The sequence below is a fragment of the Reichenbachiella agarivorans genome (genome assembly GCF_025502585.1).
In the GTDB taxonomy this organism is placed as follows: domain Bacteria; phylum Bacteroidota; class Bacteroidia; order Cytophagales; family Cyclobacteriaceae; genus Reichenbachiella; species Reichenbachiella agarivorans.
Genome location: NZ_CP106679.1, coordinates 2,537,026 through 2,551,369, shown reverse-complemented (window position 1 = coordinate 2,551,369; position 14,344 = coordinate 2,537,026). Strand labels below are relative to the sequence as shown.

General features: G+C 43.3%; 14 protein-coding genes. 7 read left to right on the top strand and 7 right to left on the bottom strand.

The genetic code is table 11. The features are described 5' to 3' along the window. Positions 1-10: 10 nt before the first annotated feature. Both ccsA and N6H18_RS10650 read left to right on the top strand, forming a co-directional pair. Positions 11-3,145: a cytochrome c biogenesis protein CcsA gene (gene ccsA, locus N6H18_RS10655; protein WP_262308259.1), complete on the top strand. Its 3,135-nt coding sequence runs from the start codon at positions 11-13 to the stop codon at positions 3,143-3,145. Positions 3,146-3,167: 22 nt separating this feature from the next. After that, positions 3,168-3,617: a GNAT family N-acetyltransferase gene (locus N6H18_RS10650; RefSeq protein ID WP_262308258.1), complete on the top strand. Its 450-nt coding sequence runs from the start codon at positions 3,168-3,170 to the stop codon at positions 3,615-3,617. A 65-nt stretch (positions 3,618-3,682) separates the two neighbouring features. On the opposite strand, the gene N6H18_RS10645 is transcribed toward N6H18_RS10650, so the two are convergent. Beyond that, entirely contained in the window at positions 3,683-4,204 is a 522-nt protein-coding gene (locus N6H18_RS10645) for an NADPH-dependent FMN reductase (protein ID WP_262308257.1), read from the bottom strand. 209 nt (positions 4,205-4,413) lie between these two features. Between N6H18_RS10645 and N6H18_RS10640 the strand changes: the two genes are divergently transcribed. The 3 genes from N6H18_RS10640 to N6H18_RS10630 all read left to right on the top strand — a co-directional run bounded on the left by N6H18_RS10640 (position 4,414) and on the right by N6H18_RS10630 (position 6,081). Further along, the gene (locus N6H18_RS10640; RefSeq protein WP_262308256.1) at positions 4,414-4,602 is read left to right on the top strand and encodes a hypothetical protein; all 189 of its coding nucleotides are present in this window, start codon (positions 4,414-4,416) and stop codon (positions 4,600-4,602) included. Positions 4,603-4,803: 201 nt separating this feature from the next. Beyond that, entirely contained in the window at positions 4,804-5,448 is a 645-nt protein-coding gene (locus tag N6H18_RS10635; RefSeq protein ID WP_262308255.1) for a DUF502 domain-containing protein, read from the top strand. Between the two features lie 120 nt (positions 5,449-5,568). Beyond that, complete coding sequence (locus N6H18_RS10630; RefSeq protein ID WP_262308254.1) at positions 5,569-6,081, top strand: PaaI family thioesterase; 513 nt, start codon at positions 5,569-5,571, stop codon at positions 6,079-6,081. 6 nt (positions 6,082-6,087) lie between these two features. On the opposite strand, the gene N6H18_RS10625 is transcribed toward N6H18_RS10630, so the two are convergent. From N6H18_RS10625 to prfB, 4 genes are all read right to left on the bottom strand, one after another. Next, positions 6,088-6,618 carry an inorganic diphosphatase gene (locus tag N6H18_RS10625; protein ID WP_262308253.1) on the bottom strand — a complete coding sequence of 177 codons (531 nt, stop codon included), beginning with the start codon at positions 6,616-6,618 and terminating at the stop codon, positions 6,088-6,090. A gap of 83 nt (positions 6,619-6,701) precedes the next feature. After that, positions 6,702-8,033 carry a YihY/virulence factor BrkB family protein gene (locus N6H18_RS10620; RefSeq protein ID WP_262308252.1) on the bottom strand — a complete coding sequence of 444 codons (1,332 nt, stop codon included), beginning with the start codon at positions 8,031-8,033 and terminating at the stop codon, positions 6,702-6,704. A 2-nt stretch (positions 8,034-8,035) separates the two neighbouring features. Further along, complete coding sequence (locus N6H18_RS10615; protein ID WP_262308251.1) at positions 8,036-8,935, bottom strand: Ppx/GppA phosphatase family protein; 900 nt, start codon at positions 8,933-8,935, stop codon at positions 8,036-8,038. 10 nt (positions 8,936-8,945) lie between these two features. Further along, positions 8,946-10,044, bottom strand: a protein-coding gene (prfB, locus tag N6H18_RS10610) for a peptide chain release factor 2 (protein ID WP_262308250.1) whose coding sequence is annotated in 2 segments (ribosomal slippage) — positions 8,946-9,983 and positions 9,985-10,044 — 1,098 coding nt in all. Because the reading frame shifts where the segments join, the coding sequence is not laid out codon by codon here. A gap of 205 nt (positions 10,045-10,249) precedes the next feature. On the opposite strand from prfB, the gene N6H18_RS10605 reads away from it, so the two are divergent. Beyond that, positions 10,250-10,705, top strand: coding sequence for a hypothetical protein (locus N6H18_RS10605; RefSeq protein WP_262308249.1), 456 nt, complete (start codon positions 10,250-10,252; stop codon positions 10,703-10,705). Positions 10,706-10,772: 67 nt separating this feature from the next. Here the strand turns inward: N6H18_RS10605 and N6H18_RS10600 are convergent, their stop codons facing one another. Next, positions 10,773-11,834, bottom strand: a complete 1,062-nt coding sequence (locus N6H18_RS10600; RefSeq protein ID WP_262308248.1) for a branched-chain amino acid aminotransferase — start codon at positions 11,832-11,834, stop codon at positions 10,773-10,775. Between the two features lie 116 nt (positions 11,835-11,950). Beyond that, positions 11,951-12,499 carry a cob(I)yrinic acid a,c-diamide adenosyltransferase gene (locus N6H18_RS10595; RefSeq protein WP_262308247.1) on the bottom strand — a complete coding sequence of 183 codons (549 nt, stop codon included), beginning with the start codon at positions 12,497-12,499 and terminating at the stop codon, positions 11,951-11,953. A 108-nt stretch (positions 12,500-12,607) separates the two neighbouring features. On the opposite strand from N6H18_RS10595, the gene N6H18_RS10590 reads away from it, so the two are divergent. Continuing rightward, positions 12,608-14,296 (top strand): amidohydrolase, encoded by a 1,689-nt coding sequence (locus N6H18_RS10590; RefSeq protein WP_262308246.1) that lies wholly within the window; start codon positions 12,608-12,610, stop codon positions 14,294-14,296. The last annotated feature ends 48 nt before the right edge of the window (positions 14,297-14,344 follow it).

The window sequence follows — 14,344 nt, the reverse complement described above, 5'->3', positions numbered from 1 at the left end:
AATCAAAAATATGAAGTCAGGAATTTTTAAAGTATTGTTTTCTAACCAGTTGACAACAGTACTTCTTTTGCTTTTTGCCATAGCGATGGCCTATGGTACTTTTTTAGAAAATGATTTTGGGACGCAGGCTGTACAAACCTTGATCTACAAGTCTTGGTGGTTTGAGCTGATCATGTTTTTACTCGTTCTGAACTTCGCTGGCAACATATTCAAGTATAAGCTCCTGAGAAAGGAGAAATTTCCTATTTTTCTGTTTCACGTCGCTTTCATCGTCACCTTGATGGGGGCGTTTGTAACTCGCTATTTCGGGTTCGAGGGGTTGATGCACATTCGTGAAGGAGCTGCTTCGTCCGAGATTGTATCCCAAGATCGCTATTTGCAAATCGAAGTTTCCAAGGGCGATTATAAAGAAGCCTTGGATCAGAAACTGAATCTATCCTTTTTCAATCAACCTGATTTTGACTTGTCACTCGGTCAAAAGGATGAGCTGTCTATCAAGGCGGCAGCTTTTGTACCACAAGCTGAGCAAAAGGTGGTGCAGTCAGAAAATGGCGGTACCGTTTTGACAATCGTCACGGCAGGAACTACCGGTAGAGAGAATCTCTACCTCCAGTCTGGCGGTTCGATTTTGGTCAATAACTACCCAGTGACGTTCAACAACCCAGTGACTGGGGCGGTTAATATCTATGAGATCGAAGGAGAATTGAAAATTCAATCACCTGTGGATTTGACATTCATGATCATGGCAACCCAGTCTGGCGGTAGCTTGAAAGCAGACACCTTGCAAGACCTGAACCTGAGGGCACTCTACCGTGGCGAAGGAGTGGCTTTTGTTGTCCCTGAGGTATTTGCCAACAGTGCAGTGGTATATCGTCAGTCAGAAGATCAAAAAAATGCCAAACAACTCGATGACTTGTTGTTTGTGAAAATAAGTGATGGACAAATGACCCATGAAGTATTGCTTCCCGCCTTTGATGGCAACTACAGTGATACACAACATATCCAAATGGCAGACTACCATGTCGATATATCTTATGGTCCCAAACCTATCAAATTGCCATTTGAAATTGCACTCAAAGACTTTGAACTGATTCGTTACCCTGGTTCGGTGAGTCCTTCGTCTTACTCCAGTCGTGTGACGGTGATCGATGGAGAGACAGCGTTTCCTTATCACATCTACATGAACAATGTTTTGGATTACCGTGGGTATCGCTTTTTTCAGGCATCTTATGACAATGATGAATTGGGGACAGTCTTATCGGTCAACAGCGATTGGTGGGGAACCAACATAACCTATATTGGCTATACTTTGCTGGGTATTGGGATGTTTTTGACACTGTTCTGGAAGAATTCCAGATTTCAAATCATCAACAAAAAGCTATCTGATCTCAATGTCAGGAAAGTCACCGCTTTTCTTTTGCTCATCATGGGGATGTGGAGCAGCGCATCGGCGCAGGAGAAAAAAGACGTTCAACCCTTCCTCGAAAGTCTCAAATCAGGTTACATTCCTGCGGACAAAGCCAATGATTTTGGAAAGTTGCTGGTCCAGGATTTGGACGGCAGGATCAAGCCTGTCAACACCCTGTCTTCGGAGTTTTTGCGCAAAGTACATGGCCGTTCGTCGTTTGCTTTGACACCTGACATGAAACTCAACAGTGACCAGCAGTTTCTGATGATGCAAATCAATCCACTGATCTGGCAAGCAGTTCCCATCATCAAAATCGACCCTAAAAAAGGAGGAGAGATTCTCAAAACGATCGGTAAAGACGAAACAAAGTATCTGGCATTCTCAGATCTGCTCGACGAGCAGGGCAATTACCTCCTACTCGATTTGGTAGAAGAAGCCAACAGAAAGAAGCCCTCCGAACGATCCAATCTTGACAAAGAACTGATCAATGTAGATGAGCGATTCAATGTTTTTTTTCAAGGACTGACTGGTTATTACCTCAAATTATTTCCACTAGAGGGCGATCCAGAAAACACTTGGTTTCATGACAAATATGAAGGTGAAGCTTTCAAAGGAGAGGATTCTGTGTTTGTCAAACGCATCCTGCCGATGTATTACCAAAGTGTCTTGAAAGCCAGCAGAGACAAAGATTGGACAATGGCGGATGAGACACTGAGCTACATCCATACTTTCCAAAACATCAAAGGGACAGCTGTCATCCCAAGCGAGAACATCCAAAAAGCAGAGCTGCTCTACAACAAACTGAGACTATTCAACCACCTTTTCTCCTTCTTCTGGCTGGTAGGATTGGTACTGTTGGTTGTAGCGATTTTCGCGGTATTCTATCCAGAGAGTGTAGGTGTGAAGCGTACGAATCAAGTGTTCACAGGATTGATATTCTTAGGATTCCTTGCCTTGACTTTCAATCTGATCTTGCGCTGGTATGCTGCGCAGTACCCACCATGGAGCAATGGCTATGAGATGATCATTTTGGTGTCGTGGGCATTGATGCTGTTTGGATTTGGCTTTTATAAGAAATCTGATTTTGTTGTTCCCTTGGCGGCCTTGTTTGCAGGGACGCTGTTGTTTGTAGCCTTCCTAGATTGGCTCAATCCTGAGATCACCAATCTCGTACCCGTGCTCAAATCCTACTGGCTCAAAATCCACGTAGCGATCATCGTGAGTAGCTATGCACCACTCGCACTATCTGCTTTGCTAGGCATCTTGACGCTGGCGTTTATGATCGTAGAGAAAAAGGGTAACGACAGGTTGTACAATAGCATGAAAGAGCTGAGCTACATCTCAGAGATGTCGATGACCATCGGCTTGTTCATGTTGACCATCGGGACATTCTTGGGTGGCGTCTGGGCCAACGAATCCTGGGGACGCTACTGGGGTTGGGATCCGAAAGAGACCTGGGCCTTGATCTCAGTGATCGTCTATGCCACCGTACTACACCTGCGCCTCGTACCCAAACTCAACGACCTCTACGTCTACAGCCTCTCAAGTGTCGTGGCTTTTTTCAGCATCATCATGACCTCATTTGGGGTCAACTACTACCTGGCAGGTTTGCATTCCTATGCCAAAGGAGACCCTGTACCAATCCCACAGTTCGTGTACTGGATCGTGGCGAGTGTGGTACTATTGGCACTGCTGTCGAGATGGAACTACCAGAAACTGCATGGGAAGAAGAGGTAGTTTTATAGATTGTAGTACAATTATGAGGAAGGCAGATATGAGAATTGATTCAATCCAAGAAAATGAATACACAGTGGTGCTAGATGTATGGGAAGCATCCGTCAGAGCTACGCATGATTTTTTGAAGGAAGAGGACATTGCTTACTTTAAGCCACTCATCCTCAATGAATATTTGTATGCTGTGGAGCTGAGAGGTGTGCGGAACGAAGAAGGGAAAATCATCGCTTTTGTTGGTGCTGCTGAGGATAACCTTGAAATGCTATTTGTCCACCCTAGCGTGAGAGGTCAAGGCATTGGTAAAATACTATTGCAATATGCTGTAGCTGAGTTAGGCATCATCAAAGTAGATGTCAATGAGCAAAATCAACAAGCAATTGGCTTTTACGAGCATGAGGGGTTCAAGACTATCGGCCGATCAGAGTTGGATGCTTCGGGTAAACCCTATCCGATACTGCACATGCAGCTGTCATAAATCCGATACAACCCACACCTTCTACTCAGGCGCATCTGTAAGGTTTTGCCATGAGAAGGTCTCATCTAAAATTTTAACAACTTATCAACTTGTTCTTCCAGTAGGCTATGATACAATTCTGAAAGCTTGTTTTCGGTCAAGTTTTGTTCGATACGAGATAGTTTGGGTTTTTGAGCCAGTACGTGCATGCCACAGTAATTAAATATATCGGTCAAATGGCTGAGCGCCAATCCAGCCCCTTGGATTCCAGATGATAACCCTACCAAGGCTGCCTTCTTGTCTCTAAATGAATCTGGGTATTTCATCCCATCAATGAAGGCTTTCAACACTCCTGGGAAAGAACCATTGTACTCGGGTACAACAAAAATCATCTTCTGAGACTGGGCAATCAGCTCTCTGAAGGGATTGAACAGTTCATTCTTTCCAGAATTTTCATATAGAGCGGTCCCCATAAAATCGATAGGCAAATCCTCTAAAGAAATAATGGTTGCCTGCTCGCCCTTTGCTTCCAGAATGGTTTGATAGATGTGAGCTATTTTCTTAGAAACGGAGTTTTTTCTGTTTGTACCGCTGATAATGCTAATCATGTCATGCAAATAATAATTCTGCTGCAAGTTAAGACCGAATTGCCAATTGCAGTGTCTCAAGGAGAATTAATGCCTAGTACATAAGTGAACCAGCTAATCGCCCATGTTTCGGTTATTCATCGGATCATTTTGGCTGATGATCGAAATAATTTTACTCCTGTGGCAATTCATGACAGATTTGAAACATCTATCAGCTAAACCTAGAAGGAATGATTTATTTGTGGTATAACACAGAGGAAAAGAGAATGAAGATGGGTGGGAGACAGGAGCTAAAGGACGATTACGTGTACTATGGCGAATGGAGTATTTCGGTTCTCAATCAACTAAAACCAGCCCAGCTCTATACAGCCATCAAGATCGTCAAGAGGTTTGATGAGATGAAAATATGTACATATTGATAAGCTTCACAAACCAAACATTGACATTCAGACACTATTTATTCCACTAAAGATATACTCAAAGACCGTCCTAAGTGTCCTTTTCAAGAGTATGACGACAGCTCCGCCCTACAGACTTGTTGCTTTCAGGGGATTGGCTTTATTTTGCTCATAGATATAGTTGCAGCATATACTGCCCCAATCACTTACCCCATCAACAATATGAAACAAATCCTCAAAGACATCTTGACATTTGTAAAGACCACACTGATTGGAGGTTTTTTGTTGATTGTACCCTTTGGCGTATTGATTTTCTTGTTTGAGAAGGCATTGGTGATTTTCAGAGTGATCGTAGCGCCTATATCCAATCAAATCCCTATCGAGCACATCGGAGGCATCACATTGAATCGCATCATTGCCTTCTTGCTACTGTTGTTTCTATGTTTTGTGGCAGGTCTATTGGCACGGTCTCGGAGAATCAGTAAGAAGAAAACTTGGCTCGAACAAAAACTACAGTCAATTATCCCTGGCTACTCATTGATCAAAGGAATGACAGAAACCCTCGCAGGTTTAGAATCTGACAACATGAACGAAGTGGTGCTGGTAGACATGGAAGAAACCTGGCAGGTAGGGTTTCTGATGGATAGAATAGATGATGAAATCAGTACTGTTTTCTTACCTGGCGCACCGAGTCCACTGTCTGGCTCAGTCGTCTTGGTCAAAAACGAACGTCTCCGAAAACTGGACATCACAGAAGTCAATGCCATGAAAATCTCCAAAAAACTAGGACAAGGTTCTCGCAAAATCCTCAAAGGAAAAGTACATGCAGACATGTTTGATCAGCCGCATAACCAATTGCCTAACTAACATTTGAAGAGGAGGCTCTTGCCGTAGATTCTAATAAAAAAATAGACGGTATGTGATTGCCCTTGATAGGCATCACCTTCTGACTTAGATTATTTTGTCCGATTTGTTTATCTTGATCACATGAACAACACAACTCAGCATTTCGGTTTTAACGCAGCGCAGACGAAGTTTACCAGACAGTTTCTCAGCCCATGGAAACTTAGACTTTTTCTCTTGACCAAATTACCCATGGGATGGCTGAGTGGCATGAAGGTCACCGAAATCAATGAACAAAAGGCCGTCACGACTGTCAATCATCGCTGGCTCAATCAGAACCCATTTGGATCGATGTATTTTGCCGTACAGGCCATGGCGGCAGAGTTGTCCACAGGTGTACTGGCACTGACGGCCGTACAGGGGGAAAAGAAAAAAATACTAGCCATCATTGTAGAAAACCGTGCTGAGTTTGTCAAGCAAGCAAAAGAAAGGATTTACTTCAGTTGCACAGAGGGACAGAAAGTCCTGGCAGCAGTGGATCAAGCCAAACGAAGCAAAGAACCAATTACCGTTTCTCTCCATGTAGAGGGTAAAACAAAAAATGGAACACTGGTTTCAGTGTTCCATTTCTCTTGGAATTTCAAGGTGCTGAATTGATTTATTTCAACCAAACTTAGCCTGATAATCTACAATACTTTGATTGATGATCTCCAACGCTATTTCTCTACTTTGAAAGTCTTCTACATGTACAGATTTATTCTCAAGTTTCTTGTAGTCCTCAAAGAAGCTTCTCAATTCGATCACAAAGTGAGGAGGCAGTTCTGAAATATCGTCATAGTGATTCACACTCATGTCGTTGAGAGCTACTGCGATGATCTTATCATCTGCTTCACCTTCATCGAGCATTCTCATCACACCGATCACTTTGGCTTGCACGATACACATCGGTACTACTTCGATCTGAGACATGATCAAGATATCCAATGGATCACCATCGTCACAGTAAGTGCGCGGGATGAAACCGTAGTTTGCAGGATAATTGATCGAAGAGTACAGTACCCTATCCAATCTCAACAGGCCACTTTCTTTGTCCAACTCGTATTTTGCTCTAGTATTCGTTGGTATTTCTACGATACCAGATACCACTTCTGGTGCTCCTTGTCCTATACGGACGTCATGCCAGGGGTTTGTCATATATCTTTAGTTTTATTGATTGCAGCGCAAAGCTACTACTTAGAATGAAAAGCTGTTAGTAAATGTGAGAGGAAATCACCTATTCACAAATCTTTGAGCAATTTATTGTTGGGAGACTTTTTCATTTCTTCCTTCAAGCTTTTCATTACCTCATGGATCGAGCCGACCACAGCATTGGATTGATCATAAAGACCTCCTACCCCTGTTTCGTCCAGTCTGGTATAGATATATTCTATGCTGAGTTTGTTGATGTCCATGGATGGCAAATAAACATGAGGTGCACCTGGCACAGCAACACTTTTGGTCAGGACTTTGCAGGTGACCAACCGATTGACTGCATTGGACACAAAACGATGAGGGATACCCAAATACTTGGACAAAGACATCTTGGAATAGGGAGCTTCTCCCTGCTCAAAGGCTTTGACAATGGCTTGCATGACCGATAAAGCTATTTTTTTTCGCTCTGAATAACTAAATCGAATGTTCTTTTCCTCGGGAATAAATTCATCCACCATCTGAACGGCATAGGACAGCTCCCCTCCTACAAATACAATGGTCCAGCTCAACTGTGTAAAGATGAAAAACAAGGGCAACACCGCCAAACCTCCATACACCGCACCATAGTTGCCCATCAAGAAGGAGAAATTGATAAATGCCCATTGCAAAAACTGAAACAAGGTACCTGTGATCACCCCAGCTATCAAGCCACTTTTGAAGGAGACCCTGACATTGGGCATGATGATAAAAATCAGTGTAAACAACACCCAAATCAAAACAAAGGGTGACAGCTGCATAAAAAATGCAACCACAGGGCTGAGTAAATCCTCGATCTCTGTACCCTTGCCAAAGGCCCTGATTTTGTTTTCGATGTATATAGTCACTCCACTGGACAGCACAATCAAAATCGGTGCGATGATCAAAAGAGCAAGGTAATCTGTAAATTTTCTGACCAAATTTCGCCCACGTTGCTTGCCCCAAATTTCATTAAACACCTCCTCTAGATGGTTGAGCAACCTCATCACTGTGAAGAACAAAAAAACCACACTGACTCCTACGATCACACCCCCTTGGGCATTGTTGAGCATATTCTGAGCATACTGAAAGATCGAATCTTTGACCATTTCTTGTCCCAAGAATAGCTTATCTAGCTCTTCCTCTATCAGTTCTTCTAGGCCAAAGCCTTTGGAAATGGCGAAAACAATGGCCACCAAAGGGACAATTGACAAGATAGAGAGATATGTGGTAGCAGAAGCCTTGAGACCGACTTGGTCTCTCTTAAACTCTGACACCACAATCATCATGACACGCAGTACCTTGTGCCAAAACTCCCGAATCCCTCCGACTTGACCATCCCTCCATATATCATCATGAAGAAACTGGGAGGCACGATTCAATTTAGCCTTCAACTTCTCCATAATCAATTGTTGTATCTGAATTTCCCCTTTTTGGAAATATTCTTTTCATATAGATAGGTAATGATACCGTCTTTCAGACCTACATTGGGGACGATGATTTGCTTGGCACCTGAGAATTTCATGGCGTTGATATAAATCTTGGATGCTGGGATGATCACGTCAGCACGATCGGCATTCAGATTGAGTTTGTTCATCCTCTCCTCATAGTTCATGGTAGAGAGCTTCTTTCTCATCTGCTCTAATTGCACGAGTTCTACTGTACCTCCTTTGACACCATTGGCGAGTTCGGACAGTTTTTTGATATTGCCCCCCGTTCCCAAAGCGATGATTTCCTCCTGATTGGGCAGGTTTTCTTTCAGCCAGTCATTGACCTCTGCCCAAGTAGCCTTTTCTTGCGAGGGATTCAAGGTCCTGACAGACCCTAGTCTAAAGGATTTAGCAGCGAGTTGATTTTTGTTTTTATACAAGATCAACTCGGTACTACCACCTCCTACATCTATATGAATGTGGTTTTGGTCTGTCAGATGAAAGGAAATCACCTTGTTGATCATATCAGCCTCTATGTCCCCAGAGATGATTTCTATCTCTAGTCCACAGGCATCTTTGACCATAGCGATCAGTTCATCACCATTTTCTGCCTCACGCATGGCAGAGGTAGCACAGGCAAAACAGTCATCCACATTGTAGAGATCCACTATCATTTTGAAGGAAGTCATCAATCGAACAAAACGATCCATCGTTTCAGGGCTGACGCGTTTCTTCTCAAACACATCCGTACCTAACCTCAAAGGGAATCGCATAAAATGCAGTCTCTTGAAGGTGGTATCATCCCCATAACGAATCACATTGGTGACTTGAAAACGAACACCATTGGATCCAATATCGATTGCAGCTAACTTCATATTTTCATCTTTAATCCTCTTCCGACGAAGTGGTCTGTTCCATTAAAAAGGCCTTAATATAGTCATTTAAATCACCATCCAACACATTTTGCACGTCTGTTCTTTCCACTCCTGTACGTGCATCTTTGATGAGTTTATAGGGATGCAAGACGTAGTTTCTAATCTGACTACCAAAATCAATTTTCATTTTGGTACTTTCGATCTCATCTCTCTTGGCATTCCTGATTTCTACTTCCTTCTGATACAAGCGAGATTTTAGCATTTTCATCGCGTGCTCTTTGTTGGCCAGCTGAGATCTTTCGATCTGACAGATCACTACGATACCTGATGGTTTGTGAGTCAACTGCACTTTGGTCTCGACCTTGTTGACATTCTGTCCACCCGCTCCGCCTGACCGAGAGGTATGCCACTCGATGTCTCCAGGATTGACTTCTATCTCTATCGTGTCATCTACGATTGGGTAGACATAGACTGATACAAATGAGGTGTGTCGTCTTCCACCAGAGTCAAAAGGTGAGATTCTCACCAAACGATGAACGCCAATCTCGGATTTCAAAAATCCATAGCCAAATGGGCCATCAAACTCGATCGTTGCAGATTTCAACCCTGCCGTCTCCCCAGCTTGATAGTTGAGTTGCTTGACTTTGAATCCATTCTTTTCTCCCCACATGATGTACATTCTGTGTAGGATTTCTGCCCAATCATTGCTCTCTGTTCCTCCTGCCCCTGGATTGATTTCCATGACGGCACCTAGCTGATCTTCTTCACCACTCAGCATGCGCTTAAACTCCAGCTCCTCCAGTGCTTTGATGGTCTTCTTGTATTCTACATCCACTTCGGACATTTCTACTTCGTCTGCTTCGTAAAACTCCAACAAAGTCTCCAAATCCTCCGCTAGCGTGTTGATGTGCTCGAACCCATCGGTCCAGATTTTCTTGGCTTTGATCTGCTTTAGGAAATTTTCTGCTTCCTTAGGATCATTCCAAAAATCTGCTTGTGTGGTAATTGACTCCTCCTCTTCTACTTCCTTTACTTTGACATCATAGTCAAAGATACCCCCGTAGTGCTGCGACACGGGCCTTTACATCTTTCAATTGATCTGTTGTCATCTTCTTTTTTTAATCTAAACCTGAATCCTTTCACTCAGGAGTTAATATGAAAATTCAAATTTAGACAGCAGAGAGGACATAGCACATATTAATTGCCATTCATTATTATAAAGAAGAGATGTAAGTTTCTGTGTTACTTTTTTGTTAATTTTGCCGCTGGCTCAAAAAGCCATCCGCTCCCGACTTTTCATAAACCCAAAAAAGCATGAAAACTATTCACGAGGCTGAGGATGCCGTACTACAATTTGACGAAGAGCAATCTACCGTCGTTTTCACCTGGAAAGGTATCGTAAGCGAGGCATCCATCATCAAAGTACTCTCATTGGCTGCCAAAGCTTCTTATCTTACCGATTCCATACATTGGATGATCGATAGGCGGCAGCTGGAAGCTTATGATCCAGGAGGTAGAATCTGGGTCAAAAATGATTTCGTGAATAAAATCGGGAAGGAACTCATCCAAAAAACTGACAAGATAGCTGCTGTCGTGGCACATGACCCCATGGCACAACTTTCGTCCAACGTACTCATAGATCTACTCATCGAGCACAATCCCAAGATTGAGTTCAAGGAATTTGACATGCCCTTCCCTGCATCCAACTGGCTCACCGCAAAACCCGAAGAACCTGAAACGAAAAAGAAAGGATTCTTTAGTAGAAAATAGTAGTGAGTAGTGAGACATTAGATGTCTTGGATCTCAAAATCTAATGTCTCACTACTAAGATTTAAAGCTACACTTTGTATATCCAGCCATGGACATCTTCTTTGCGGCCCATTTTGATGTCTTCCATCTCTTTAAGCAGTTTGTCAGCTACGGGCGTGACGGTTGGTAGATTGTATTGCTTGCCTTCATATCCGATCATTTTGATCTTGGACACGGTAGCTGCTGTACCCGCTCCAAATGCCTCCTGAACCTGACCTGCTTCAAAAGCCTCAATTAGTTCAGTGACACGCAATTTTCTTTCTTCTACTTTCATCCCCCAATCTCTAGCGATGGTAAGAATAGAGTTTTTGGTAATCCCATCCAAAATGCTACCTCCTGCTGGAGCCGTGATCAAGGTATCATTGATGCAAAACATCAGATTCATCGTACCTGCTTCTTCGATGTATTGATGCTCCTGGCCATCTGTCCATATCAACTGGTGGTAACCTTCCTTTTGTGCTTGAAGTGCGGGGTACAAAGATGCTGCGTAGTTACCTGCTGTTTTGGCAAAACCAACGCCCCCTGCTACTGCACGGGTGTATTTGGTCTCGATCTTCACATTGACAGGCTCAGAATAGTAAGCCCCCACTGGACCTGTGAAGATCAAAAACTTATACGTGTTGGACGGTCTGATGCCGACATATGGGTCATTGGCAAAAATCACTGGACGAATATACAATGAGGTGTCTGGCTTGGTTGGAATCCAAGCAGCATCCAACTTGAGCAACTCTGTCAACGCTTCCATAAACAGCTCCTCAGATATCGGAGGGATGCACATGCGCTCTGCACTAATGATCATTCTCTTGGCATTGGCCTGTGGACGAAATACGACAATTTCACCTGCATCGTTTTTGTAGGCTTTCAATCCCTCGAATACAGACTGTGCATAGTGCAAAGTCGCATTGGCTGGACTGATGGATAAGTTAGCATACGGCTCGATTCTAAAATTTTTCCACTCCCCCTCTTCATATTCTGCAGCAAACATGTGATCAGAATACACCTTACCAAACTCAATGTGATTAAAGTCAACCGACGGAAGCTTGGATTCCGTCACCAGTCTGACATCAAAATCGATCGTAGTACTACTCATTTCCTTATATTTTTCTCAATGTTATCATTTTCTCTCACAAGAGACAATGGACGGTGCTAAGTTAAATAATTTGACACGTATATTCTCTCAGATTTTCAAAATTGGATGGACAATTGTTATGATTTTGGCTGCCAGGGAATTTCCTCTGCTGACAGTTGCTGAGACATCCACCTGCTCAGCACAAAAATATAGTCTGACAGTCTATTGAGGTAAACCTTTACTTCCTCTGACACAAACTCCTGCTCAGCCAACGCAATCACCTGACGCTCAGCTCGTCTACATACCGTACGAGCAATATGCGCAAACGAAACTGACTGATGTCCTCCTGGCAATACAAAGAACTTCATGGCTGGCAATTGGGCATCCATCGCATCAATCATATTTTCTAGTCTCACAGTAAACTCCTCTGTCACTGGAGGCCGCTTCACTTTGGTTTTAGCGGGATCAGTTGCCAAATCAGCTCCTATCACAAACAGAGCATTCTGAATATCAATCAGTTCAGCCCTTTTGCTCGTGTTGACTTCCTGATCGCGCAATAGTCCGATGTAGCTATTCAACTCGTCGACGGTACCGTATGATTCTATTCTGATATTGGACTTCAGTAGTCGCGTACCACCTAGCAAACTGGTTTCCCCTTTATCTCCTCCTTTTGTGTAAATTTTCATCTATTCTCTTGTTGAAACATTCATTGTCAACCTTTATATTGCTTATTGTTTTCAAATATCGTAAACTTATCGTTTGCTAAAACTAAAGTGCCCAAAAAGCCACACTTAATGAAATTATCTTCCCCACTTGTCGCCATTATCATGGTTACTTTGTTTGTATCATGCATAGACCGACATCCAGTGGCTGACATGATCATTTTCAATGCGACAATTCACACCCTCAGTGACAAGGAACCCAAAGCAGAGGCACTAGCGGTCAAAGACGGAAAGATCGTCTACGTAGGCAACAATCTCAACGCCAATACCTGGCTAGGCGACAGCACAGAAGTACTTGATTTGAAAGGGAAAACTGTAGTCCCAGGTTTCATTGATGGTCATGCTCACATGATGGATTTGGGGTTTAGTTTTTTGAATCTGGATCTATCAAAGGCCAAAAGCTACCCGGAAATCATCCAAATGGTCAAATCCAAAGTAGACTCCTCCAAAAAAGGCGAGTGGATTATTGGTGAAGGCTGGCACCAAGACAAATGGGACAGTCTACCTAGCACTATGGTGAAAGGATTCCCTGTACACGACTCCTTGTCACTCATCTCGCCCAACAACCCTGTTGTACTCATGCATGCCAGTGGTCACGTCAGCTTGATCAATGAGCGAGCCATGAAAAGAGCCAAAATCTCTGCCAAAACAGAAAACCCAATTGGAGGAGAAATCATCAAAACAGAAGAGGGAGCACCCACAGGAATCCTCAATGAATCAGCGCAACGAATCATCAACAAAATCATACCTCAGCCAAGTGATGAGAAAAAAATAGAAGCACTAAATCTAGCCATAGAAGAATGTCTTAGCAATGGCATCACAGCACTGCATGATGCGCGTGTCAGTCAAAAAACCATCACCTTGTACGAGTCCTTTTTGGCCAACAAAATGTTGAAAATAAGGATTTATGCAATGCTAGACGGTAGTGATGAGGCTTTACTCAAACATTGGTTTCAAAACGGCCCAAAGACTGACAGTGAGTTCCTCACGGTGAGAGCAATCAAACTCTATGCAGATGGTGCATTGGGCTCACGTGGTGCACTCCTGCTCGAAGAATATACAGATGCTCCTGGAGAAACTGGACTGAAAATAGCTTCATCAGACCATATCTTGAGAGTTTCTCAAGAGGCATACGCCAAAGGATTCCAAATTGCGACACACTGCATCGGTGACAGAGCCAACCGTGAAATTCTGAATATTTACAAAATCGTGCTACAATCTGACACGACCAAAGCAAATCCGCGTTTCCGGATCGAACATGCGCAGCACATTTCTACTGATGACATACCAAGATTTGGTCAATTGGGAGTGATCCCATCCATGCAGGCCATTCACATGTCATCTGATCGGCCATGGGCGATTGATCGCCTAGGGGAAGAAAGAATCAACGAAGGTGCCTATGTGTGGAGAAAACTCATCGACTCTGGCGCTACCATCGTCAACGGTACCGATGCACCAGTAGAACCTATCAATCCTATTGCTAATTTTTACGCATCCGTTAGCAGAAAAACTTTGGAAGGAGAGCCAGAAGACGGTTACGAACCAGACCAAAAAATGACCCGAATGGAAGCACTCAAATCTATGACCTGCAACAATGCTTACGGTTCGTTTCAAGAAGACATCAAAGGAAAAATAGAAATAGGGAAGCTAGCAGATTTCACCATCCTGTCCCAGGACATTCTCACCGTCAAGGAACAAGAAATACTACAAACGCAAATCGAATACACCATTGTAAATGGAGAAGTAATGTATAAGCGCTGATTCGCTTGACACGAATCGCTTTCCTCATTTATAGACATTCTACTTCAA

What these genes read in the sequence shown, in the direction of transcription:
- N6H18_RS10625 (WP_262308253.1), bottom strand. Translation starts at nt 6,618, where the DNA reads ATGACAAACCCCTGGCATGACGTCCGTATAGGACAAGGAGCACCAGAA.
- N6H18_RS10635 (WP_262308255.1), top strand. Translation starts at nt 4,804, where the DNA reads ATGAAACAAATCCTCAAAGACATCTTGACATTTGTAAAGACCACACTG.
- N6H18_RS10640 (WP_262308256.1), top strand. Translation starts at nt 4,414, where the DNA reads ATGATTTATTTGTGGTATAACACAGAGGAAAAGAGAATGAAGATGGGT.
- N6H18_RS10620 (WP_262308252.1), bottom strand. Translation starts at nt 8,033, where the DNA reads ATGGAGAAGTTGAAGGCTAAATTGAATCGTGCCTCCCAGTTTCTTCAT.
- ccsA (WP_262308259.1), top strand. Translation starts at nt 11, where the DNA reads ATGAAGTCAGGAATTTTTAAAGTATTGTTTTCTAACCAGTTGACAACA.
- N6H18_RS10590 (WP_262308246.1), top strand. Translation starts at nt 12,608, where the DNA reads ATGAAATTATCTTCCCCACTTGTCGCCATTATCATGGTTACTTTGTTT.
- N6H18_RS10650 (WP_262308258.1), top strand. Translation starts at nt 3,168, where the DNA reads ATGAGGAAGGCAGATATGAGAATTGATTCAATCCAAGAAAATGAATAC.
- N6H18_RS10595 (WP_262308247.1), bottom strand. Translation starts at nt 12,499, where the DNA reads ATGAAAATTTACACAAAAGGAGGAGATAAAGGGGAAACCAGTTTGCTA.
- N6H18_RS10600 (WP_262308248.1), bottom strand. Translation starts at nt 11,834, where the DNA reads ATGAGTAGTACTACGATCGATTTTGATGTCAGACTGGTGACGGAATCC.
- N6H18_RS10630 (WP_262308254.1), top strand. Translation starts at nt 5,569, where the DNA reads ATGAACAACACAACTCAGCATTTCGGTTTTAACGCAGCGCAGACGAAG.
- N6H18_RS10615 (WP_262308251.1), bottom strand. Translation starts at nt 8,935, where the DNA reads ATGAAGTTAGCTGCAATCGATATTGGATCCAATGGTGTTCGTTTTCAA.
- N6H18_RS10645 (WP_262308257.1), bottom strand. Translation starts at nt 4,204, where the DNA reads ATGATTAGCATTATCAGCGGTACAAACAGAAAAAACTCCGTTTCTAAG.
- N6H18_RS10605 (WP_262308249.1), top strand. Translation starts at nt 10,250, where the DNA reads ATGAAAACTATTCACGAGGCTGAGGATGCCGTACTACAATTTGACGAA.